Consider the following 22,980-nt stretch of genomic DNA (forward strand, 5'->3'; position numbering starts at 1 on the left):
ATCGCGATAGCTGCAGACCCGTGGGGGGATTTTGGGTCCTCCCGGGAGGGGTGTGGCCTGAGGGTAATTCGAGCCCCGCGCGCCAATCATGTATGACCAAAATTCGGAGGTTGGTTGTTGTTTAGTCATGGCCAAAAACGAAACAACCAGGCAGCCGGGATGGTTGAACAAATCCGAGATGGCGAAGAGCCTCGGCATTTCCCCGCAAGCCTTTGATAAATGGGGCGTGGAGCCGGTTTCCCGGATTGGCCGTGAGGCTTTCTACCGGGTGCAGGATGTGGTGCAAAACCGCGTCGACCACGCCGCCCGGAAACAACAACCTGAGGGTGGCGGCGAGACGGTTATCGATCCGCTGCTCGAGTACAAACTGGTCCAGGAAAAGCTCCGGCTCACTTCCGCCCAGGCAGACGCCCAGGAGAAGAAGAACCAGGTAGCTGAGAAACAACTGGTCCCGGTCCCATTTGCCACCTTCGCGCTGGCCAAGATCGCCGCTCAGATCGGCTCGAAGCTGGAGACCGTCGGCAAGACGGTGAGCAGGCGACACCCCGACATCGACCCACGCATTCTGGAAACCGTCGAGCGGGAGATCGCCCTGGCGCGAAACATCGCCTCGCAGTTTGGCGATGACCTTCCGGAAACCCTCGATGAGTATCTCGCAACCCTGGATCAGTGACCTCAGCAAGGCTGTTGGTCTGGGGTTGCTCGCCCTGCATAAGGAGCCGCCGCTGACGGCGGTGGAGTGGGCGGACAAGCATTTTTACATGTCGTCCGAGTCTTCCTACAACGAGGGGAAGTGGAAGACTGATCCGTTCCAGGTGGCGATTCTGAACGCTATGGGGAACGACCTGATTTCGGTCGTGAACTTCGTCAAGTCGGCACGCATCGGCTACACGAAGCTGCTGATGGCGAACATCGGCTACAAGATTCAGCACAAGCGCCGCAACGTGATGATGTGGAGCCCGACCGATCCGGACTCCGAGGACATCAGCAAGAGCCACGTCCGCGGACTGATCCGCGACGTGCCGGTGCTCTACAAGCTCTTCCCCTACCTGGACCGTAAACACAGCGACAACACGCTGGACCAGAAGGTCTTCACCAACCGGAAGACGCTCTGGATTCGCGGCGGCAAGGCCTCCCGCAACTACCGCGAGAAGTCCGCGGACGAGGTCATCTACGACGAGCTTTCGAACTTCGACGCCGACGTGGAGGGCGAGGGCGACCCGGTGACCTTGGGCGACAAGCGCCTGGACGGCGCGGTCTACCCGAAGTCCATCCGTGGTTCGACCCCGAAGAAGGTCGGCACCTGCCAGGTAAGCAAGGCGGCGGCCGAGTCACCCATTCGGCTGCGCTTCTTCGTCAAGTGCCCGCACTGCCATCAGGAGCAGACCCTGAAGTGGGGCGGCAAGGACTGTGAGTACGGCCTGAAGTGGGATAAGGACGCGCTCGGCGAGGCGACCAAGGCCTGGTACGTCTGCGAACACTGCACATGCTGCTTCTTCCACCAGGACATGGTCGAGGCCTCGAAGGATGGCCGGTGGATCTGCGAGGAGACCGGCATCTGGACGCGTGACGCCATGGACTGGTTCGGCCGCGATGGCGAGCCAATCCGCACCCCTCGGTCGATCGCCTTTTACTGCTGGGCGGTCTACAGCACCTGGAGCACCTGGCTCAAGATCGCCACCGACTGGCTGAAGGTGAAGGGCGATCTGCAGAAGCTGATCACCTTCGTCAACACGACGCTCGGCGAAACCTGGGACGACGACCAAGGCGAGAAGGTGGACTGGGAAGTTCTCTATGGGCGTCGCGAGGTGTTCCCAGAGGTGCCGCAGCAAGCCGTCGCCCTGATGGGCGGCATCGATACACAAGACGACCGCCTGGAAGGCCGCGTCTGGGCCTTCGGACCCGGTGAGGAGGCCTGGCTTGTTCATCGCTTCATCCTCACTGGCGACCCAGCCAGCGAGGAACTCAGGCGAAAGGTTGGCCTTGAGGTGCATCGGCAGTTCACCCGCGAGGACGGCTTGATCATGCGCGTGGAACGGTGGTGCTGGGATGCCGGCGGCCACTACTCGGACGAGGTGGCCGCGGAGAGCCGCAAGCATGGCGCGATGTGGGTCATCCCGGTATTCGGCGCGAGCACATACGGCAAGCCGATCGCCAACTTCCCGAGGAAGAAGAAGGACCACGTCTACAAGACCGAGGTCGGTACCGACAACGCGAAGGAGCTGATCTACAGCCGCTTGCGGCTACAGGTCGACACAGCCAAATCGCGCGCCGGCCATGCACAGCCTGGGGTCGTTCACTTCCCGGCAAATGACGATGTCTGCGATGAGGCGGAGCTGAAGCAGATCACCGCGGAGAAGAAGAAGGCCGCGATGGTGAAGGGCAAGCGGGTGTTGCGCTGGGACTCCGGCGGGCGCCGCAACGAGGCCCTCGACTGCTTCGTGTATGCCCTGGCCGCCTTGCGCATCAGCCAGGCACGGTTCGGTCTTGATCTCGATGTACTTGCAGAACAGCCAGAGCCTGGGGGCTCCACCGCAGTCGATAACGCGGAGGAGCGCCCGCGCGCCAAATCCTCCTACTGGAACAGAAAATAATGTCCTACACCCTGGAGCAATACAAAGCCCTGAAGGCCGCCCTGGCCGGCGGTGAGCTGCAGGTGCGTTACGCGGATCGTTCCGTCACCTACCGCAGCGTCGACGAGATGATGCGAATCCTTCGCCAGATGGAGGGGGAACTGGGCCTGAACGCCAACAGCAACGGTGGACGGCGCTTCGCCTCCTTCTCGAAAGGCTACTGACATGGGACTTTTCGACACCCTGTTTCCCGGCCGGGCCGCGAGACGCGCCGAGTCACGCCTGCAGAAAATGAAGGCTGACCTGCAGATCAAGGTCTTGGAGCGCCGTTTCGAGGGTGCTGCGGGCGGCCGCAGGAATGACGGATGGCGGAGCACCGGAGCGGACGCCAATGCAGAGAACGGCCCGGCGCTGGCCCGTCTGCGCAACCGTGCCCGGGATCTCCGGCGCAACAACCCTTATGCGGAGCGCGCTGTTACCGGCATCGCGGACAACGTGGTCGGCGCGGGCATCGTGCCGCGTCCGCTGGGAAAGACGCGCGCCAACAAGAAGCTGGCGGACCTGTGGCGGGCCTGGGCCGAAGAAACGCTTTGCGATGCCGATGGCCTCGAGAACTTCTACGGCTTGCAGCACAAGGTCATGGAGGCGGTTCCTGAGGGCGGGGAAGTGCTGATCCGGCGCCGCTGGCGGAAGTCCTCGGACAATCTTCCAGTGCCCTTGCAGTTGCAGGTGCTGGAGGCTGATTTCCTCGATGAGGAGAAAAGCGGGCCTTACGGCGCGAACCAGATCATCCAGGGGATCGAGTTCAGCCCAATCGGAAAGCGGGTGGCCTATTGGTTGTTCGACACGCATCCCGGCGCGAACAGCACCTGGCGCGCGCTAGAGTCCCGTCGCATCCCGGCAGAGGACGTGATCCACGTCTTCCTCCCGAAGCGGCCTGGGCAGGCCCGTGGTTACACCTGGTTTGCACCCGTGATGCAGCGTCTGCGCAACTTCGACGAGATGGAAGACGCGGTGATGGAGCAGGCGAAGATCGCCGCTTGCTTCGCAGCCTTTGTGACCAAGGATGACCAGTCCCAGGGCGGCCGCAAAGCCACCCCTCTGGTCGAGCGTGTCGAGCCTGGGATCATCCAGGAGCTGGCGCAAGGCGAGGACGTCACCTTCGGCACGCCGCCCACCTTCAACGGGTATGACTCCTATGCATGGCAGGGGCTGCACGCCATTTCGGTGGGACTTGGGGTTCCTTACGAGTTGGTGACCGGCGACCTGAAGGGGGTGAACTTCTCCAGCGGCCGCATGGGTTGGCTCCACTTCGCGCGCCGCGTCGACGTGTGGCAGTGGCGAATGCTGATTCCCCAGCTCTGTGGCGGCGTGTGGACCTGGTTCATGGAGGCCCAGGCGCTGCTTCCCGACGGTGTTCGCGAGGATGTGAAGGCGGATTGGGTTCCCCCTCGCCGGGACATGGTTGATCCGAAGTCCGAACTGGAGACCGTCAAAGAGCGGATTCGCCAAGGGCTGGTCACCTGGCCCAACGCCTTGCGCGAGGTGGGGATCACTGACCCGGAAGCGCATGCCGCTGAGATCGCAAAGGCCAACGCCTTGTTCGACAAGCTCGGCCTGGTCCTGGACTGCGACCCGCGCAAAGTCTCCAACGCTGGCCTGACCCAGGCCAGGCCTGTCGGCACGCAGCTGCCGTCAACCGATATCAACCCTGCTTCCGAGCAGCCGACTGGCGAGGACATCAGCGATGCCGGCGACCAATAAGACGCATGAAACCCCCATGCTGCAGTTGCGGGCGGCCGTTCGCCCTGACTCGGTGAACATCGAAGAACGGACCGTCGAAATCACCTGGACTACCGGGGCGAAGGGCCGCCGATGGTCCTGGGACATCGGCAGTTACATGGAAGAGCTGGAGGTCAGCGAATCGGCTGTCCGTCTGGAACGTCTGAACAACGGCGCTCCCTTCCTCAACACCCACAGCACCTGGGAACTCGGCGACGTCATCGGCGTGGTCGAGCGTGCCTGGCTGGAAGGCGGGGAGGGGCGGGCGCTGGTGCGCTTCAGCCAGCGCGAGGACGTCGAGCCGATCTTCCGTGATGTGCGAGACGGCATTCTCCGAAACATCAGCGTCGGCTACTCGGTGCATCGCTACGAAATGATCGAAGCGCCCGACGACAAGCTGACCACCTACCGCGCGGTGGACTGGGAGCCCATGGAGCTCTCATTGGTGCCTATCGGCTTCGACGACGGGGCAAAGACCCGAGGCGCGAAGCAGGAGGCCGACTACAAGGGCCCGCGCTTCAACACCCTTTTCGAGACCCGGGAGGCCGAGGCGCCTACCGACCAACCGGCCGCCGTGGCCAACCCCAACGAGGAAAACGAGATGACCGATGAAGAGAAACGCGCGGCCGAAGAGCTGATCCGCCGTGAAGGCGCCGAAGCTGAACGCAAGCGCGGCACCACCATCCGCTCCATGGCCAAAAAGGTGGGCCTGGACGATGCCTTTGCCGACGAGCTGGTTGGGCGCGATATCTCCATCGCAGAAGCCAGCACCGCAATTATCGACAAAGTGGCTGAGCGCCAAGCTGGCAGCCAGCCAGAATCCCGCAATACCCAGCCCACCGTCAGCAGCACGGTGGACGCCGGCGTATTGGCCGCCAAGCGCGAAGCGATGCAAAACGCATTGCTCCATCGCTGTAACTCCACGATCAAGCTGGAAGAAGCAGCCCGCGAGTTCCGCGGCATGCGCCTGATCGACATGGCGCGCGAGTCGATCGAGCTGGCCGGCGGCACCGTGCGTGGCATGACTCAGCAGGAGATCGCACGCGCCGCCTTGGGCTGTGACCGTCAGGCAGTACGCGCTGCCGGCATGCACACCACCAGCGACTTCCCGCTGCTGCTCGGAGGCACCGTGAACCGCACCCTGCGCGCGGCCTACGATCTCGCCCCGCAGACCTGGCGTCCACTGGGGCGTCAGACCACCGTACCGGATTTCCGCGCAGTCACCCGCGCGGCGCTGGGTGACATCTCCGCCCTGGAGCAGGTGAAGGAGCATGGTGAGTACAAGTACGGCGCCCTGAGCGAAGATGGTGCCCCGCTGAAGGTCGCCAAATTCGGCAAGATCATCGCGATCACCTGGGAGGCGATCGTTAACGACGACCTAGGCGCACTGTCCCGAATCCCGCAGGCCCTTGGCGCCGCCGCCGCGCAGACCGAGTCTGACCTGATCTGGGCTCTGCTGCTGGGCAACCCGAACTTCACCGACGGCGCGCCACTGTTCGACGCGAGCCACGGCAACCTCGCCGCCGCCGGCGGTGCGATCAACACCACCACGCTGGCGGCCGCCCGCGCAGCCATGCGGAAGCAGAAGTCGAAGGCCGGCCACTTCCTCAACCTTGGCCCGGAATACCTGATCGTTGGCCCGGACAAGGAGCTGGAAGCCTTCCAGTTCACCAGCTCCCAGTACGTGCCGGCCAAGAACGCCGACATCAACGACAGCCGCAACACTGCTCTGACCGTGATCGTCGATGCTCGCATCACCGGCAATCAGTGGTACCTCTACGCCGCCCCCGGCGTAGTGGACACCTTCGAGTACGCCTACTTGGAAGGCGAGCAGGGCGTGTTCACCGAGACCCGCGAGGGCTTCGAGGTGGACGGCATGGAGATCAAGGCGCGCCTGGTCTTCGGCGCGGCCTGGATCGACTACCGCGGCGCCTACAAGAACCCGGGCGCCTGATCGGCCGGATCGAACCCTGCAGGGCGCCTCATGGCGCCCTTTCTGTTTCTGCTTCTCCCTCGCGAGGTGACACATGAAATCCTTCATCCAGCACGGCGACTGCACCACCGTACCCGCTCCGGCGGGCGGTACCACTTCCGGTCAGCTGTACAAGGTCGGCGCCTTCATCGGCGTAGCGGCTACCACCGAAGCGGCCGGCGATCCGGTCGTCCTCAAGCTCAATGGCGTGTTCGAGCTCAGCAAGATCAGCGCCCAGGCCTGGGCTGTTGGTGATCTGCTGTACATGAACACCAGCAGCCGCGCCCTGACCAACGTCTCGGCCACTGGCCTGGTGCTTGTCGGCGCCGCCACCGAGGCCGCCGCCAATCCGTCGGCTGTCGGTCGCGCGCGCCTGAACGGTGTCTCCGCGCCGGCCGCCGTGGCCTGACCATGACCTGGGCCGCGATGCGCGACCGCCTGCATGAGCGGGTGGTTGAGCGGCTGAACGACGGGACTGCCGAGTACCGGGCCAAGGATGGCAGCTTGGTGATCAGCAACCTGACGGTCATCGTCGACCACAACCTGATGCAGAACGGCCCCAATGGCGTGATGCGTTCGGAGGCGGTCGGCATCAGTTGGCGAAAGCCACTCCTCGATGCCGTGGAGCGGGGTGGCATGTTCGTGCTGTGTTGCGGCCGGCGCCTGCTGGTCGAAGACATCGCAGCCGACGACGGCCACATGATGACTGCTGCCTGCATGGAGTCCCCATGAGCAACATCCTCACCAGCGTCCGCCAGTCGCTGATCCGGCGTGTCGAGCAAATCACCGTCGAAAACGGCTACCTGACCAACATCGGCCAGGAGGTTAGGACGGGCTGGCTGAACGAGGTACTGACCGAGAAAGGCTTGCCGCAGCAGTTCGTCCTGATCCAGAAGGCGCCGAACCGCCCGCCGGAGGGCAAGCCGGCCGCGCTGCGGATGCACGTTGGGTACTTCGTCATCGGTCTTGTTCGCACGGACGTTGCCATCTGCGAGGAAGCGCTCGAGTCCATGGAATTGGATATCAGCCAGGCCTTCGTCCCCGTAGAGGGCCTGCTTCCGAAGTGGCTTCCCAGGGGGTGCACCGGCAGCACCGTTGGCTCCTCAGACCCTTTCCCGCCAGGCAATGGCCAGCCCTACGCCGGCGTCATCGTTCCCGTCCACATCACCACCATCATCCAGGAGAAGATCCGCCGATGAGCGAAGAGAAAGCCGTGCAACCGGTCGAGGTCAAACTCGCCGGCGAGCACACCCACAAGGGCGTCGACTACAAGGCCGGCGACAAGATCAAGGTGACCCCGCGCCAGAAGGCTTTCCTCGAGGAAGCGAAGAAGGTCGAGTGCCCACCCACCACCGCGAAGGAGGCCTAAGCCATGGCCATTGTTAAAGAGACGGTCGTGATCGGCGGCCACCTGAAAGCGCGCGAAGTTGGCTCGGGGCTTCCTTTCCAGAAAGTCGGCCTGGTCTCCACGATCCAGCACGCAACCGAAACCAACAGCCTGACACTGGCAGACACCACCACCCCGCAGGGTGGTGAGTACGACAGCCTGGACCGCGTCACCAGCGTGTCGCTCTCCATCAACTTCCGCGAGATCTTCAGTTGGGTTCTCGCTGCGCTGGTATGGGGCAACGTCACCAGCGTCGCCGCGACTACCGTAACGGGTGAAGAACACGTTGCTGATGTGGACGGCACCATTGCTCTGGCGCAGATGCCGCTCACCATCTCCAGCGTGAGCAACGAGGCTGGCACCACCGATTACGACGAGTTCGACGACTGGGTCATGACTGGCTCGGGCATCGAAGTTGTCGCCGGCGGCGCACTTGAAGCAGCGATCAAAGCGGCCGCCCCGGGCACGCCCTTCAAGGTGAGCGTGGACTACAGCTCCGCCGCAGTCGACGTAATCGAGGCGCTGACCAACAGCGGCAAGACCTTCGAGTTCCTCTTCGAGGGCGAGAACGCCGCCGGCACTCAGAAGCGCGTCGAGGCGCGATTCTTCCAGTGCCGCCTCAATCTGGCGACCCAGATGGACTGGATCAACACCGAAGACTTCGGCGGCTTCCAGGCCACCGCGAAGGTGCTCCGCGACTCCACTAAGGTTGGCGCCGGCACTTCGAAGTACTTCAAGATCAAGAAGGAAAAAGCTGCAGCCTGACTTCCCTGATACAGTTCCTCCGGATCAAAAGGGAGGAACTGTCATGAGGATGATTTCAGGAGTAGTAGTTGCAGCCCTGGTCTTTCTGGCTACGCAGGGAGAGGCTGGCCCGGTCTACAAGTGCACGTCCCAAGAGGGAAAGCCGGTTTTCTCGGACAAGCCCTGTGCCCATGACGCAGAGGAAATTACGGTAAGGGACAACCACATCGGTGGAAACTTTTCGCCTTCCGATCAGTGGCTGGAAATGGACAGCCGTCGCCCTGGCCCAAATATTCGGGCTCAGGCGAGATCGGGCTCCAATAGCCCATGCGCGCAGTTCTCCACGACTGAGCTGAGGACATACGTTATTCGCCATCAAGTGGTCGTTGGGATGACCGCTTCAGACGCTTTGAGCGCCTGGGGGTCGCCAAATAGGATCAATGGTTCGCAGTATGCCTACCACTGGAACGGTGGAGGTTCCTCCTACTTTTACGTACAGGGCGGCTGTGTCAGCTCTGTCGACGGAGGCTATCAAGGCTGATAGCCATAGATAAACACCAGAGCCCCGCTAATGTGCGGGGCTTCTTTTTTCTGGAGACCCTATGTCTGAAGCCTCTGGCTGCCGCCCCGTTGAAATTGGCGGGCAGCATGTAATCGTCCGGGAAATGACGGTCGCCCAGGTCCGCCAGTTAATGGACACCGTCACTGCCGACACGCTCGGGGATTCTCTGCTGGGCGGGGCCCTCCGCCTTCACGATTTGGCGGCTATGTCATCCCTCACTGCTGCTCAGATCGACGAGATGAGGCCCTCGGAGCTGGAGGAGCTGGCGAAGGTCTGTCGCGAGGCAAACCGCCATTTTTTCGAGATGCTGGAGCGACTAGGGAGAGTCCTGGTTCCGCTCTAGCTCGCCTCGACGAAACCATCGCCCTGATGGTTCGCGTCGGACACCAGAACGTCCTTTCCTATCCATGGAGCCTGTTTCTCCGGGCCCTGAAGGTGTGAGCCATGACCGATGTAGAGCTGCGGCTGACGGCCGACGACGCCGAAGCGCGCCGCGCTGTCTCCGGCTTCCGCGCTGAATACCAGAAGCTGGTCAAAGACGTCGAGCGCCCGCTGCGTCAGGTGAATGCCTTCCGGGATCTGGAGAGCCAACTGGATAGCGGGTCGAGGACCATTCGCCGCGCGCGCGAACGGGTACGCGAGCTTGGCGACGAGATCGCTCGGACGGACGCCCCGACCAAAGCACTCCAGGCCAGTTACAAGTCGTCGGTGGCAGACCTGCAGCGCCTGGAGCGTGCAGAGGCTCAGCAGATCGTGCGGTTGTCCAGCATGCGAGCCGAGTTGCAGGCAGCGGGCGTCGACACCAAGAACTTGGCAGCCGAACAGAACCGCCTGCGCGCTGAGCTTGGCCAGCGGCAGGCGGCAGGCCGTGCAGATGCCGACCTCTCTGCCGCCAGCGGGACTCTTGGCGTTGATCGTTTGCGCACGCTGCAGGCCCAGCTGCGCACGCTGCCCGCCGACTACGAGCGGCTCAGCCGCGCTGGGTTCAAGTCGGCGGTCGAGCAATCGGCTGCTCAACTGCAGCTCCAGCGGCGCCTGGAGGAGACTCGCCGGGAAATCCAGGAACTGACCGTCGCAAGCCAGGGCGCAGGGCGCCTGCAGGGGCTCGTCAACGGTGCTGCCGGTCTGGGTATCGGGCTCGGCGTAACTGAGGCAGTTGGCGCATACATCAAGGCTGCTGACCAGGTGAAGAACCTGCAGTCTCGCCTTCGTCTGGCGACCAACGATCAGGAAGAGTTCAACACGGCGCAGCGCGAGCTTGGCCGCCTGGCGAACGAGAATCAGGCGCCGATCTCCAGCCTTTATTCGCTGTACACCCGCTTGGCGCCGAGCCTGACGGAGTTGAAGCGGGGACAGAAGGACCTCCTGGGTGTGATCGAGGCAGTGTCTGCGTCGACCCGTATCAGCGGCGCGAGCGCGGAGGAGGCGGACGCTTCCATTATCCAGTTCGCCCAGGCGCTGGGCGCTGGCGCGCTGCGCGGTGACGAGTTCAACTCCATCGCCGAGCAGACACCGCGCCTGATGCGCGCCTTGGCCGATGGCCTTGGCGTCGCCCGGGGTGCCCTGAAGCAAATGGCGAACGACGGTCAGCTGACCGCCAACGTCGTCATCAACGCCTTGCTGAAGCAACTGCCGCAGCTGCGCGCAGAAGCGGCAGCGCTGGAAAAAACCACCGGCGGGCAGTTCCAGGTGCTGGCGAACGAGGCCACCCAGGCTGTCGGCGCCGTGGACGAACTGACCGGGCAGACCAAGGCCTTGGCAACGGGGCTTGGTTTCGTGAGTCGAGCCCTGAAGACTGTCAGTGATGGGTTCAAGTCGTTCAACAAAGGCGGCTTTTCGGCGCTGTTTGAATTCAACAGCCAGTCCACCCAGGACAACGCCATAGCGGAAGTGGAGAAGTCGATCGCCCGGGTCTTGGCGGCGAAGAAGGAGCTGCAGGATAACGGAAACCTGAGCATCCTGAGTTTTCTTCGCTTCGGCACGGCAGACATGGCAGAGCTGGATCGCCAGCAGGCTGAGTACGAAAAATACCTGGACGAGCTGAAGGCTGCTCGGCAGAAGGCAGAGGACGAAGCCAAGCAGAAACGGGTAGCGAAGGCGGAGGCCGAAGAAGCCAAGGAGCGGGAGCGCAACTACCAGGAGCAGCTGCGCGCCCTTGATGGTTTCGCTGGAAGCGAGCGGGTGCTGCAGGCGGCGCGCGAAGCTGGAGAGCGTGGATTCCAGGACCGGATTGACCGCGCTCGCCAAGGCGGCCTGGCGAAGCTGAAGGGTTACCTTAACCAGCAGTATCAGGAGCTGAAGAAGGCCCAGGCCAATTACGAGCAGGTGGTCGGCGAAACCGAGACGATCCTGAAGCCCTTCAAGGATCTCACGCAGTCGTTCAAAGATGGCACGGCTGGGCCGGCGGCGGCTGCCAGTTACGGCCAGGTACAGGACCTGAAGCTGAAGGCGCGGTCTCAGATTGACAGCGATCCGCAGAAGGCAATCGAGTACGCCAATAAAGCTCGTGAGGCGCTGGAGCAACTGCTGTCGGCGGGAACCAATACCTACGGCCTTCAAGGTGTGGCGCAGGAGCTGGAAGATATCGCCACGGCTGCGCAAGAAGTGCGGAAGGTCCGTGCTGCGGATATTCAGACCAGCGTCCAGGACAGTATCTCGGAGCTGGTACGCCAGGCGGATGCGCTGAAAAATCTCAGCATTTCCGTCTCCTGGGACCAGGCCAATGAGGAGCAGATCAAGGCCCGTATGCTGGCACTGTCCAAGGCTATCGCCGAGCAGTTGAAGTTCCAGGTGCAGGTCACCGCTCCGGATGTCGATTCCAACGTGGCCCGCGTTACCGCCGACACTCCAGCAGCGCCGCCAGGGTTTGCAGATGGCGGCTGGACAGGACCTGGCGCCCGGCTGCAGCCAGCCGGCGTGGTGCACGCGGACGAGCACGTGCAGCCGAAGCGTGTCGTCAACGAACCGGGGGCACTCAGTTTCCTAGAGCGTGTTCGCCGCAACGGTTTCACCCGAACCATGGCGGATCTGCACGCGCGCCTTTCGGCAGGACTTCCTGGCTATGCGGATGGCGGTTTGGTCAGGGCGGTCACGGTGCCGAGCATTCCAGACTTTTCGCCCTCGGTGCAGGCCGGCGCCAGTGGCGACGGTCTCGGTACGGTTGTCCTGCACCTCGACGGGCAGGAATACCGAATGCAGGCCGGTCAAAGCCAATTCGATGCGCTGCACCGAGCGGCACTCAAGAAGGGCCGTCGCCGACCTTCGTAAAACAATCAGCCCCGCGCAGCGGGGCTTTCTTCTTTCTGGAGCTGCTGAATGTCTCTACCCATGGTGATGCTGGGCGGGGTGCCTATCGTTCTGCACGCTGGCGCGGTGTCGCAGTCCATCACGCCGCTCGGTGGGCCGGAGGTCGTTCGCCTGAGCGGCGGGGTGGGCGTGCCGATGACCCATTGGCAGCGCTCGGCCATTTCCCTCAGCGGCTCGGGGTACATGCCGCCAGGGCTCGACGGCATCGACTACACGCAGCCGCTTGAGCTGCGCTGCACCAAGCACCTCTCCATCGTGAGTGCGGGAAGGAATTTCGTGCTCCAGGGCACGCCTCGGCCGGACTTTCCACCTTGGGCGCTCGCGCTGGTCGGCAAGGAGTGGGTGGAGACAACGCTGGTGCTATCCGGCGCGGGCGTCGAAGTCACCGAGGTCCTGGGCGCCTCGTTCTATCAGGTCTGCTGGATGCCGGTTTTCATCGTCTCGGCCAAGCGCCCGCAGGGCGATATGGACGCCGCCGCCAACGTCGACGGCTGGCAAATCAACTGCGAGGAGCTGTAAATGCTGAACGGCCTGCCACTCAACAGCGCCGCGCTGAACGCGCTCTGGCAGTCATCCGTTGCCCCGCCGGAGCCAACCTTGCCCACCGCGCTGGTCTGGGCCTGCCGCGTCCGTCTGGGCGTGGAGAATGTGAGTGCGCAGCTCACCGGCAAGGTGCGCATTGAGCGAGAAGAGGGCGCTGCCGCGATCGCCGAGCTATCACTCTACCTCCCGGGCGAAGCTATCGATGTGGTGAGCTGGACCGGAAGGCCCCTGGAAATCTACTTCCAGCACCTGGTCGCCGGCGTCTGGGTTGAGGAACTGCGCTTTTCCGGCTGGCTTGAGCAGCCGACTTTCGACCCGCGCAACCGCATCGTTTCCTGCGAGGCGACGGACCGTCTGCAGGATCTGGTGGAGGCGATGGAAATCGACAGCATCGACCTGCTCACCGGAGGCACTTGGTCGGCGGACGTCTTCGAAGCGGTCGATGGTCGCTCGCGCTGGGATTACGCCATGGAGCGCATGGGGACGTTACCCGCCAGCCTGGATCGGTCCGTGTCTGGACAACTGCGGGTGACGCCCTGGACCCGCACGGCCCCGGTTGCGGTTTTCGCTCCGGGATCGACCGTCGATCAGTCGCTTACTGTGGAGTTCGCCAAGCTTTCAGGCCGGGTGAATCGTGTCGCGCTGTCGATCGATTACCGATACAGCCGCCTGCGAGAGCGCAGCTACTCATACGGGTGGCAGCATCCCGATATCGTGGGGTGGAGCGAGAGCCAAGGCTTTTGCCTTTGGCGGCACAACACCACGGAGTTGCCCACCACCGATATGGTGCGCGATGCGCTCAGCTCGGCGGGTCTGCACTCGATGATGGGTGGTTCCTTCCTGACCGTGCCGCTGTCAGGGGTCTACTGTGACCCGCCACAAGGGTGGACGAACGTTTTCAATAACCTGCTGTTGGCGTTTAACGTGTTCGGTGGCGTGCGCTGGGTGCAGCCCATCACCGAGAAGTACGTTCTGACCGTCGAAGCGCCGGCCAGCGTTGCACAGGCCGGCGAGGTTCTGCGGCGAGATGGGACGGCAATTGAAAGCGAGTTGGATCGCGCAAAGACTTGGGAGTCCGACGAGTTCACAAACTCGGAGCCGGATGCGCAGCCCGACGAGCTGGGAGATAAGGTCATCAACCTACGGGAGCCGGAGCGGCAGGCGCTGGCCGTCCGCTGCCAGTTGGCAACCGCGGCCACCTCCATTCTGTCCGCACACCGATCAACTAGGGTTTCGTTTCAGGTCCCCTCTTCGAAGGCGTTGGGAATCGACACCGTCCACACCGTCCGCCTCGAGGATCGCTGCGTCGCAGAAGGGAAGGTGTGGTCGGTGATCGACGAGTTTGACCTGGACGGGCAGACGGCACTCACCACCCTGGTGTTGGCGATCAGCAACGGCGGCGGCGAGGCGTCCGACCCGCTGGAACCACCGGCCGCCCCGGCGACCAACCCAGGCGGGCTTGTGCCAGGCCCGCCGCCCATGTCAACGCAGCTGCGGGGCAGGGGCACGATGAGCTACGACGATGCGCGCGAGGGGTTTGCGGGCAACTACGACGAACTGGACATCGGCACGCCTCCGGAGCCATTCCCGCGCCGGCTGCAACTCACTGCTCCGGAGATTCCCGCCGAACACCGCGATGAGTTCACCGCGGAGCAGACAGCCACCTATCGCGTAGCGATTCCTAATGATCCCTTGGAGGTCTGATGACTCTTGCAGAAGAACGGCAAGCGATCGCCAAAGGTATCGCCGATGCCCGTAAGCCGGAGCAACTGCTTGGCGACCTTCAATCGCTTGAGTCTCGTCGGCGAAAGACTGGAACGCTGAACGAGTTGGAGCGTCGAGGTACCCGCTCTGCCATTCCCGGACGTTCGACTTACACCGCGCCCACTTCTACCGGAGGCGGCATCGCCAGCCCCCTGGTGGAGCAGAACACGAATCTCCGAGAGTACTTCCCCGAGGAGTACCTGAAGTCTACTGATGGACTGATGTGGTCCCGCGCGCGGCCGCTGAAGAAGATCGTGATGTTGGACGCCAACGGCGATAGCGTGGTGATGGAGTTCAAGAATGGCCTTTCCGAATAGTCCGCTGGACCCGCTGCCGCGGCTGTTCGGCTGGCCTTGGCATGGACTGATGCGGCAAGAGAATGACAGCGACAAGCCGAAGCTGACCTTCCCGTCGGGTCGTGTGGTGGATTGCGGCGTGGCCGGCAACTGGACGTTCCTTTGGGATATTGGAATGCCGGCGCCGGTGCTGCCGGTTGGTGTCGAGTTGGAGCCGGACGAGCAGTGGTGGAGCAAGGCGGTGCTGCGCGCGTTTGACGGGGCCTCCTTTCAGCCCGTTGGTTGGGGTGGAATGCCGGCACCGATCTATCTCGACGGGATGGTGGGACGCCTGGAGGTGGGCGTGCTTGCGAACGATATCTTTCGCCGCGTCGAGATTAGCGCCAGGGTGACATTGCACACGTCAGCCGGGGTTTCCACATCCGAAGTGAACACCTCTATCAGCTGGAGCGCCATCGGGATCCCGTCCGACTTTAACACCGGCTTTCAGTGCCAGCTGATCGACCGAAGCGCCGACGGGCGAAAAGCGCTGGTGCGGCTTTACCGCTCGACCCCTGTGCCGCCTCGGCTGAGGGATGACCAGCTGGGGATTCTGGAGCTTGAGGCCGGCGGCACCTTCTCTGCAATGACACTGGCGGTGCGCGTGATCGCCAATACACCGGCCGCGCGCGGCACCTGGACTGTGCTGGAGGAGCCGGAGCCTGGGGAAAGAATTTCGCTGACCAGTAATGTGGGGGCGGGGATCAACGAGGCCGACGCCGGAGACTTCCGTACCCGATATCGGCTGGACCAAACGTGCTGGGCCTGGTACGGCGAGGATGGACAAACCGTCGTCCCGGTCTCCTACGCCATGACCTACGACGCGCATGTGGTGAGCGTGGTGAACAAGGGGGCTGCGTTTTTCGACTGGCGCGCCGACAAGACAACGACCGCGACATTCATGTTGAGCGCGGGCGGCCGAACGACCACGGCGACATCAGTTGTGTCTGGATTCAGTTCGGGGAACTACACCGAGCAGGGCAGCCCTCCGGAAGCCCTTGCCGTCTCGGACATGAACTATCAGCTGCTCTGGGATGGCGAGACTGTGGACGCCCTGGTCGATCATCACGAGCAAACGTTTGCGGTGATCGATGGGCGCGGCCCGTGGGAGGTTGTGCCTGACCTCACGCTGGCACCGATCCTGGTACGCATCGCCTACCTCCACAACAATCAGTCGTCCCAAGTTTGGGAGTACCCCTCCAACAAGGTGCTGGAGCTTGGCTTGCGGCTCTGGAATGACGCGACCCAGGCTGACCGGATCGACTACTCGCCAGGCTTGACCCCTGTTTCTGTCAGCGGGGAACGAGTGACCCTGAACACCGGTGATGCGCACAAGATTGGCGTGTGGCGGGCCAGCTTCTGCCCAGTTACCTACCAGGTGGCGCGACACCTCGACATCTACGACTACAGCTGGATTTGACTATGCCGACTCGCTACGTGAACAACTGGCTGGCGCAGCTTGAAAGCGAGCTCGCCGCCGGTGCATCCGCCTTGCCGGTCCCGGCCGCCGCCCTGGAGCGCTTGGATCTTACCGGCGGCGGTGAGTATGTTCTGACCATCACCAACTCCCTCGACCCGTCCGAGCAGTCCGCTTTCGAAGTGGTTCGCCTCTCATCCGCCGGCCTGGCGCGGGGCGAGGAGGAGACCTCTGACCGCGCTTGGCCGGCCGGCTCATACGTCTACTGCTCAATCACCGCCGGCGAGCTGGAGAAACTAGCCAACAGCGCTGGAGGTTCCGCGATCGGCGGCTACGTCGGCGCCCGCGCCGCCGGCAGCTACCCGATCTCCCCAGGGACGCAGTCGCTGTACGTGAACAGTAACTACGACCCAGGTCCCGAACCCATTTCGCTGGAGTTCGAGCCGGTCGATGCGGGAAAGGCTTACGCTCTCGACTTCAGCATCTTCTGCGGTGGCGCCCAGGGCCGGACGGTGGAAGTCAATGTGCCCAACAGCGAGCCCTCTGGAACATGGAGTTCGTTTGTTGACGGCTACGACAGCAGCATCGTCGGCGGGGCTGTTGAGCAACCAGGCCAGTACAGCCGGATTGTCGGTCTCGCCGGGCTCATTGTCGGGCGTGCGATCGTTTCCCGTGACGCCGATGGGTTTGGAGTGGTCAGCCTGACTATCTTCAGCCAGCAGGCCTGATCCGCCCCGCCAACCCTAAGCCCGCCTTGTGCGGGCTTTCTTTATGGAGAGTTGCCTGCCATGCAGCCGGCCTGCCTTCCCATGCGCCTCGTCCGGGGCGCGACCTATCGTGATACGCGTCGGCTCATGCAGCCGCGCCGTGAATACCGGCCGGTGACTGCCATCGCTGCCACCGCACCGCTGCGGCTCACCGTTCCCGAACACGGTCTTACCGGCGACTGGCTGGCTTGGATCGAGGGAACCACAGGCCTGCCCAGCCTGAACCGGGCGCCGGCCCGCCAGAACCCGCACCGCGTCGAAGTGATCGACGCGGACACTCTGGAGATCAACAGCCAGAGCGGGGCCGGCTTCGCGCCAGTACCTGGCTCCGGTCAACTGATCTACCAGCCGGCGGTCGACCTCACCGGAGCAACGGCGCGCTTGATCATCACGGCGACGGAGGAGGGTGGCGCCGTCCTGCTGGAGCTGGCCACCGGCGCCGGTATCAGCCACACAGCGCCTGGATCGCTGGCGGTGGAGATCAGCCCCGAGCAGACACAGGCGATCGCCTGGAAGTCGGGCTGGTATCACCTGGATATCACCTTCCCCGACGGCTCGGTGAGCCGATTCTTCCGGGGGGCGGTCACCGTCGAGCAGTGAGGTCCGCATGAGCGACACCGAACAGATCGAGCCGTGGGCGGTGGCCATCGAGAGCGATGGCATGCCCTTCATGCTTGAGCACATCAATGAATACGCCGTCACCGTCGACGCGCCCGCCGAGTTGGCGGTCGTCACCATCGGCGAGCAGGGGCCACCCGGCGCGCCGGGCTCCGGCCTGAGCGAGTGGCAATCCAACGAATGGTAAGGAGCGGCCCATGGCCAATGTTCAGTTCCACAAGGTAGCCACGCTGCCTGGCACCCTGCAGCCCAACGCTTTCTATCTGGTCGACAACGGCTCCTATGCCGAAAGCTACGTGACCAATCAGGCCGGCGTCGCCAAGGCGATTGGCAATTCGTCGATGATCAACGCGCTGATCAATGATGCCTTGTCCAGCCTGCCCAGCAGTGGTGCGCCGGTTCTGTTCGTGGCCGACATTGCCGCGCGTGATGCGCTGGCCCCCGAGCAGGCGGTGTTCGTCCTGGTGCAGGACGCCACCGGCGATCCGACAGTGACCGCCGGCGCTGCGCTCTACGCCTGGAACCCGGCAACCAGCATCTGGCTGAAGGTGGCTGAGTACGAGTCGATGGATGTTCAACTGACGTGGGCAGCCATCCAGGGCAAGCCAACCAGCACGCCGGCGCAGATCGATAGTGCGGTTAACCAGAGCCACAGTCACCCCAACAAGGCCACGCTTGACCTACTCGGTGCCGGTGCCGATGGGCTGACCTACAACGGCCAGCCGGTTGGGTCATCCTGGGAAACGCTGAACTGGTGACCCCATGTCCAGAGTCCTGCACCACAAGGTGGTGGCCGCCCTGCCGGCCACGTTGGAGCCGGACAGCATCTACCTGGTGCGAGTCGGCTCAGGTTACGACCAGTTCGTGACCAACCACAGCGGTCAAATCGTGGCCTACCCAATGAACCGGCCGGCCTCGCTGCCGGTGCTACTAAACACTGGCGCGCTAGTCGGCCTCGCCCTGGTCGGCGGCAATGCGCTCCCGGTCATCCTTACCAACGGATCGTCGGTCTTGCTCCCGGTAACGCTCAATGGCTAACTCGAACATCTTGATGCGCCTGCAATACACGGGCTCCGCCGTTACTGCAGCGGCAGAGTACCAACCCGGTGAGACTGCGGTGTTGCCGGGCAGCTTGAACTTCAACGGCAACGGACGTCGCGTTACTGGTGATATGGCCGCCGGGGCTGGAAGCTTCGCAAACCGCCTGTTCTTTCAGAGCACGGTCGGTACGCAGACCCGTATCAGCGTTATGCCACCTGCTGGCAACAACTCTTCTGGTGTACAGCTTTGGAACAACGCCGCTGATTTAGAGAACGCTGCTCGCTTTGACTTCGGTATTGATAACACTCAGGCATTTCTTAGTTCAGCCATTACTGGCACTGGAACTTACTTGCCATTGGCTATCTACACCGGCGGTGCTGAACGGATGCGTGTCGCTACTAATGGCGACGTGTGGATTGGAGCGAACACTTCAGACCCAATCAACGCGGGAACAAAAGGTGTCTCGTGGCAGAGTGGACCTGGGCTGTTGCAGGTGCGTTCTGGCAGCGCGTCAGTGGCAGCCATCAACTTCGGCGCTCCGGCTGGCGTCGCCAACTTAGCGGGCTTTTTCAGCGCGACCACCGGGGTTGGGTCTATCACCACCAACGGCACCACGACTGCCTACAACACCAGCTCTGACTACCGCCTGAAGGACGACGTGCAGCCCCTCGACGCGGTAGAGGCGACTGAACGCGTCATGGCCTATCGCCCGGTAACCTGGGTATGGAAGACCGACGGTTCGTACGGCAAAGGGTTCATCGCACACGAGTGCCAAGCTGTTGATCCCATGACTGCCACCGGCACCAAGGATGCGGTCGAACAGATCGGCGATATCTTACTGGCGGATGGAACAGTGGCTGCCGTCGAAGTCCGTGAGCCAGAAGACCCGTCGATCTACGGTGAAGGCGCAACTTGGGAACTAACTGGCGAGCGCCCGGTGTACCAAGGCCGTGATGACTCGAAGATGATTCCCGATATGGTCGCCATGATGCAGCGCATGGAGCTGCGCATCCGTGAGCTGGAAGCCCAGCTTCAGCAAGTCATCGCGCTGCTGCCGGCAGCCTGATGGCCACCCCTCCGCAACCAACCCGCCATTTGGCGGTTTTTTTATGCCTGGAGAAAACCATGGACCTTCGTACCGTGCGCCGCTCGATGATCGACCCGGCGCTGTTGCTGCTGCCTGCCAAGATGGAAAGCCCGCAGGCAGTCGTCATGCTGCTGGCTATCGGGCTGCAGGAATCGCGCTTCGAGCACCGCCGCCAGATGGGCAATGGCCCGGCGAAGTCGTTCTGGCAGGCAGAGCAGGGCGGAGGCATGGTTACTGGCCTGCTGCGCTACCGCGTCCAGGACGTCCGCGACTTGGCAACCGGCCTGTGTGCCGTGCATGGCGTTGCCCCGGCTGCGCCTGACGTGTGGAACGCCATCGAGCACGACGACGTGCTGGCGGCCGGCCTGGCGCGCCTGCTGCTCTACACCGATCCGGCCCGCCTGCCGGAGCTGGGCAAGGAGTCGGCGGCCTGGGATCTCTACCTGAGGACCTGGCGGCCAGGCGCATACGATCGCGGCACACCATCCCAGCGCGCCGAGCTGCGGAAGAAGTGGGCGGCGAACTACGCCGCGGCGCTGGAGGCGGTCCGATGAGCCTGCGCTGGAAGGTTACCGCACTGGTGCTGACCGGCCTGCTGCTGGTCGCCGCCGGCGCTGCCCTCGGCGGGTGGCTGGCTGCCAGTCACTACCGCCCGCAGCTCGACGCGGCGAACAAAGCCAAAGACAAGTGCATGGCCGCTCGCGACAACCTAGAGGAGTTGGCCAAAGAGCAGGGCGCCAAGCTCGGAGAGTTGGCCAACCAGGCTGAGCAGCGGCAGGCGAAGGCTGCTCAGGCTGTTGCCGATGCCCAGCAGCAGGCCGGCGAGCACTACGCCGCCGCCCAGCGGCTGCAGCAGGAGCGCGACGAGGGAGACCCAGCCGCGGTGGCCGAGGCACTGATCGACAAGGAGTTGAGGCTATGAAGTGGCTTCTGGTGGCGGTGGTTGCGCTGGCGGGATGCGCTGGCCAGGCCGAGCCTGAGCCGCGCACGGTGCGCGTGGAAGTGCCGGTGGCGGTTCCGTGTCGAGCGCCGGCAGTGGAGGTGCCGACCTGGGCAACGGCATCGCTGCAGAAGGGCGACAGTCTGCAGACCAAGGTGAGGGCGCTGCTGGCCGAACTGGAGCAGCGGAAGGGCTACGAGGTGCAATTGGTCGCGGCAGTTCAGGCCTGCCGGTAGGGTATGATGCCGGCCTCGATCAACAGGAGGTCGGCATGCTCAAGATCCGCGCCAACGGCGCCGCACGTCTCCAGCTGGAGCGACTTGTCACCAAAACTGGCCAGTACGGGGTCTGGGAGTTTCACGTCGCAGCCAACTCCGAGATGTTCCCCAAGCTCCAGGCTGGTCGTCATGCGGCACTGCTGCCGGCAGAGCCGAAGGAAGGGCAGGAGGTGGAACTGTTCGCCATGCTTTCGCCGAACTCTCCTCAGGAAGAGTGGAAGCCGATTGGAAAGGGCGTTGCGCACTACCTCTAGATCGGTTCGATCAACTGTGCGCCCTGGTTCCGGACGCTCCCGACGTCCGTAGATATGCGGTAGGCCTCGAAGTCCCGCCGCGCCAGGGCGATTGTGTCGTACGCCAGTTCCAGCGAGGTCTCCGGCGATAGCCAGGTCTTCCACTGCTCGGGCGCCAGTATCACCGGCATCCGGTGGTGGACGGCAGAGACCTGGCCCTCGGCCTCTTTGGTCAGCAGCGCACACGAGGTGATCGGCTCGCCTTCCGGCGGCGCCCAGGTCGACCATATGCCCGCGATCGCGAGCACGTCGCCGTCGATAGCGTGGTGATAGTAGGGCTGGTTCACTGCCCGGCCGGCGCTGTTCTTCACCGGCTCCTTCTCGTTCCATTCGTACCAGCCTGCCGCCGGCATCAGGCATCGCTTGTGCCGGATGGCATCCCGCCACATTGGCTTCGTCGCCGCTTCTTCGCTTCGTGCGTTGAAGGTCATGGGCGGCAGCTTGTCCTTCTTCCACCAGAACGGGATCAGCCCCCAGCGGGCCGCGACCACTTCCTGTTCTCCCGCCTCGTTAAGGAGCACCATCGGCACCTGGCTGGTCGGCGCGACGTTGTACGCGCGATCAATCCAGCGCCCGGAGTTCCCCCGCCCTATATGCCAGTACCGCTCCATCGCGGCTTCCTCTGGCGACACGTACCGTCCGCACATCCCCAGACCCTCAAACCGTAACCCGAATGAAGCCTAGACCGGCGCACCGGGTACATTCGTCCAAATTGGCGAAGTTTGCCCGGCATTCAGGGCAGACCCGGAACGGGCCCACTCGTGCCCGCTCGCTGAGGTGGCGCGCTCTGGCGGTGTCGCCAGACTCGCGCGCCGCCTCGATCGCATCCAGGACCAGGCGGAAGCAGTCGGGGTCGGTGATGGCCTCAACGTACACGCCGCCCTTCAGGTAGCGACCGACTTCCACCAGTGTGTATCGACGCCCGTTCTCCATCGTCAGCACCAGGCCCTGCAGCGATCCGGAAAGGAACGTGAAGCCTGTTCCGTTGAAGGCCTGGAGCTGCCCTTGTTCCCCGTGACGGATCAGCAGCGGCCACTTTGTGCCGTCGAACAGCAGCGTGCCGCGCGAGGCGGTGCCAACCTTCGCCCAGGTGTCATCGAAGACGTGATATGCGGATGAGCTGTTGAACATCTCGGCCGCCCTCTGCTCGATCGCGAAGGAGTAAGCACCCGTGATCAGGTCACAGAGCTCCAGCCATTCGTCTGGCGTGATCAAGCCGCGGTTGAGCATGCCCTGGGCGCCATCGGTCAGTTCGCGCCGGTGCTCTTCTGGACGGGCCATCAGGTCGCGCCGGCAGTTGAGGCGGACGTGCCACTGAGTGAGTTCAGGATGCATGGTGGTGCGGAAGAGTGCTGTATGGATATACAGCTTACGTGGGGCGGTTGGGTGAGGGAAGGGCGTGGGAGACGGGCGGATAGCTGTCTAAAACTAACTGGGCTCCCGGCGCAGTTCGCGGCCTCTGGGAGCCCTATCTGATGATTTCGTTTTAGACAGCCGAGGAGGTAGACGCTGGCGCTGAGCGGCCTGCGGCTGGGAAATTACGCTACTGCTGCATCATCGGTGTGTGGGCG

At 63.4% G+C, this 22,980-nt stretch carries 28 protein-coding genes; 26 read left to right on the top strand and 2 right to left on the bottom strand.

Annotation, left to right across the window (positions count from 1 at the left end; all coding sequences use genetic code 11):
* The first annotated feature begins 127 nt into the window (after positions 1-127).
* From C167_RS0101725 to C167_RS0101850, 26 genes are all read left to right on the top strand, one after another.
* Positions 128-673: a terminase small subunit gene (locus C167_RS0101725; RefSeq protein WP_017516555.1), complete on the top strand. Its 546-nt coding sequence runs from the start codon at positions 128-130 to the stop codon at positions 671-673.
* Positions 645-2,594 carry a phage terminase large subunit family protein gene (locus C167_RS0101730; protein ID WP_017516556.1) on the top strand — a complete coding sequence of 650 codons (1,950 nt, stop codon included), beginning with the start codon at positions 645-647 and terminating at the stop codon, positions 2,592-2,594. The genes C167_RS0101725 and C167_RS0101730 overlap by 29 nt, the downstream gene beginning before the upstream one ends.
* A complete protein-coding gene (locus C167_RS0101735; protein ID WP_017516557.1) occupies positions 2,594-2,797 on the top strand; it encodes a phage head-tail joining protein in 204 nt (67 codons plus the stop codon). Before C167_RS0101730 ends, C167_RS0101735 begins: the two co-directional genes overlap by 1 nt.
* Before the next feature lies 1 nt (position 2,798).
* Positions 2,799-4,337, top strand: coding sequence for a phage portal protein (locus tag C167_RS0101740; protein WP_017516558.1), 1,539 nt, complete (start codon positions 2,799-2,801; stop codon positions 4,335-4,337).
* A complete protein-coding gene (locus tag C167_RS0101745) occupies positions 4,321-6,309 on the top strand; it encodes a prohead protease/major capsid protein fusion protein (RefSeq protein ID WP_235154273.1) in 1,989 nt (662 codons plus the stop codon). Before C167_RS0101740 ends, C167_RS0101745 begins: the two co-directional genes overlap by 17 nt.
* Before the next feature lie 73 nt (positions 6,310-6,382).
* The gene (locus C167_RS0101750; protein ID WP_017516560.1) at positions 6,383-6,736 is read left to right on the top strand and encodes a DUF2190 family protein; all 354 of its coding nucleotides are present in this window, start codon (positions 6,383-6,385) and stop codon (positions 6,734-6,736) included.
* Between the two features lie 2 nt (positions 6,737-6,738).
* Positions 6,739-7,059 carry a hypothetical protein gene (locus C167_RS0101755; protein ID WP_017516561.1) on the top strand — a complete coding sequence of 107 codons (321 nt, stop codon included), beginning with the start codon at positions 6,739-6,741 and terminating at the stop codon, positions 7,057-7,059.
* On the top strand, positions 7,056-7,526 hold the full coding sequence (locus C167_RS0101760; RefSeq protein ID WP_017516562.1) for a hypothetical protein: 471 nt from the start codon (positions 7,056-7,058) through the stop codon (positions 7,524-7,526). The genes C167_RS0101755 and C167_RS0101760 overlap by 4 nt, the downstream gene beginning before the upstream one ends.
* Complete coding sequence (locus tag C167_RS34815) at positions 7,523-7,696, top strand: DUF7210 family protein (protein WP_017516563.1); 174 nt, start codon at positions 7,523-7,525, stop codon at positions 7,694-7,696. The genes C167_RS0101760 and C167_RS34815 overlap by 4 nt, the downstream gene beginning before the upstream one ends.
* A 3-nt stretch (positions 7,697-7,699) precedes the next feature.
* Positions 7,700-8,479 carry a hypothetical protein gene (locus C167_RS0101770; protein ID WP_017516564.1) on the top strand — a complete coding sequence of 260 codons (780 nt, stop codon included), beginning with the start codon at positions 7,700-7,702 and terminating at the stop codon, positions 8,477-8,479.
* A 581-nt stretch (positions 8,480-9,060) separates the two neighbouring features.
* Positions 9,061-9,363, top strand: coding sequence for a hypothetical protein (locus C167_RS0101775; protein ID WP_017516565.1), 303 nt, complete (start codon positions 9,061-9,063; stop codon positions 9,361-9,363).
* Between the two features lie 101 nt (positions 9,364-9,464).
* Positions 9,465-12,287, top strand: coding sequence for a tape measure protein (locus tag C167_RS0101780; protein WP_017516566.1), 2,823 nt, complete (start codon positions 9,465-9,467; stop codon positions 12,285-12,287).
* A 48-nt stretch (positions 12,288-12,335) separates the two neighbouring features.
* Entirely contained in the window at positions 12,336-12,845 is a 510-nt protein-coding gene (locus C167_RS0101785) for a hypothetical protein (protein WP_026078739.1), read from the top strand.
* The gene (locus tag C167_RS0101790; RefSeq protein WP_017516568.1) at positions 12,846-14,573 is read left to right on the top strand and encodes a hypothetical protein; all 1,728 of its coding nucleotides are present in this window, start codon (positions 12,846-12,848) and stop codon (positions 14,571-14,573) included.
* Positions 14,573-14,950: a hypothetical protein gene (locus C167_RS32055; protein ID WP_017516569.1), complete on the top strand. Its 378-nt coding sequence runs from the start codon at positions 14,573-14,575 to the stop codon at positions 14,948-14,950. The genes C167_RS0101790 and C167_RS32055 overlap by 1 nt, the downstream gene beginning before the upstream one ends.
* Positions 14,934-16,388, top strand: coding sequence for a hypothetical protein (locus C167_RS0101800; RefSeq protein ID WP_017516570.1), 1,455 nt, complete (start codon positions 14,934-14,936; stop codon positions 16,386-16,388). The genes C167_RS32055 and C167_RS0101800 overlap by 17 nt, the downstream gene beginning before the upstream one ends.
* Positions 16,389-16,390: 2 nt before the next feature.
* A complete protein-coding gene (locus tag C167_RS0101805) occupies positions 16,391-17,113 on the top strand; it encodes a hypothetical protein (RefSeq protein WP_017516571.1) in 723 nt (240 codons plus the stop codon).
* Between the two features lie 60 nt (positions 17,114-17,173).
* Positions 17,174-17,752: a hypothetical protein gene (locus C167_RS0101810; protein WP_017516572.1), complete on the top strand. Its 579-nt coding sequence runs from the start codon at positions 17,174-17,176 to the stop codon at positions 17,750-17,752.
* 7 nt (positions 17,753-17,759) lie between these two features.
* The gene (locus tag C167_RS0101815) at positions 17,760-17,957 is read left to right on the top strand and encodes a hypothetical protein (RefSeq protein ID WP_017516573.1); all 198 of its coding nucleotides are present in this window, start codon (positions 17,760-17,762) and stop codon (positions 17,955-17,957) included.
* A gap of 10 nt (positions 17,958-17,967) precedes the next feature.
* Positions 17,968-18,528, top strand: coding sequence for a hypothetical protein (locus C167_RS0101820; protein WP_017516574.1), 561 nt, complete (start codon positions 17,968-17,970; stop codon positions 18,526-18,528).
* 4 nt (positions 18,529-18,532) lie between these two features.
* Positions 18,533-18,808: a hypothetical protein gene (locus tag C167_RS0101825; protein ID WP_017516575.1), complete on the top strand. Its 276-nt coding sequence runs from the start codon at positions 18,533-18,535 to the stop codon at positions 18,806-18,808.
* Positions 18,801-19,877, top strand: a complete 1,077-nt coding sequence (locus C167_RS0101830) for a tail fiber domain-containing protein (RefSeq protein WP_017516576.1) — start codon at positions 18,801-18,803, stop codon at positions 19,875-19,877. The genes C167_RS0101825 and C167_RS0101830 overlap by 8 nt, the downstream gene beginning before the upstream one ends.
* 59 nt (positions 19,878-19,936) lie before the next feature.
* Positions 19,937-20,452, top strand: a complete 516-nt coding sequence (locus C167_RS0101835; protein WP_017516577.1) for a hypothetical protein — start codon at positions 19,937-19,939, stop codon at positions 20,450-20,452.
* The gene (locus tag C167_RS0101840; RefSeq protein ID WP_017516578.1) at positions 20,449-20,820 is read left to right on the top strand and encodes a hypothetical protein; all 372 of its coding nucleotides are present in this window, start codon (positions 20,449-20,451) and stop codon (positions 20,818-20,820) included. Before C167_RS0101835 ends, C167_RS0101840 begins: the two co-directional genes overlap by 4 nt.
* Positions 20,817-21,074: a hypothetical protein gene (locus C167_RS0101845; protein ID WP_017516579.1), complete on the top strand. Its 258-nt coding sequence runs from the start codon at positions 20,817-20,819 to the stop codon at positions 21,072-21,074. The genes C167_RS0101840 and C167_RS0101845 overlap by 4 nt, the downstream gene beginning before the upstream one ends.
* Positions 21,075-21,109: 35 nt before the next feature.
* On the top strand, positions 21,110-21,370 hold the full coding sequence (locus tag C167_RS0101850) for a hypothetical protein (protein WP_017516580.1): 261 nt from the start codon (positions 21,110-21,112) through the stop codon (positions 21,368-21,370).
* Here the strand turns inward: C167_RS0101850 and C167_RS0101855 are convergent.
* The gene (locus C167_RS0101855; protein WP_026078740.1) at positions 21,367-22,056 is read right to left on the bottom strand and encodes an SOS response-associated peptidase; all 690 of its coding nucleotides are present in this window, start codon (positions 22,054-22,056) and stop codon (positions 21,367-21,369) included. The two genes, C167_RS0101850 and C167_RS0101855, sit on opposite strands and share 4 nt — an antisense overlap.
* A gap of 10 nt (positions 22,057-22,066) precedes the next feature.
* Positions 22,067-22,690, bottom strand: coding sequence for a hypothetical protein (locus C167_RS0101860; protein ID WP_017516582.1), 624 nt, complete (start codon positions 22,688-22,690; stop codon positions 22,067-22,069).
* Positions 22,691-22,980 lie beyond the last annotated feature (290 nt).

The organism is Pseudomonas nitroreducens TX1 (genome assembly GCF_000313755.1).
GTDB classification, from domain to species: Bacteria; Pseudomonadota; Gammaproteobacteria; order Pseudomonadales; family Pseudomonadaceae; genus Pseudomonas; species Pseudomonas nitroreducens_A.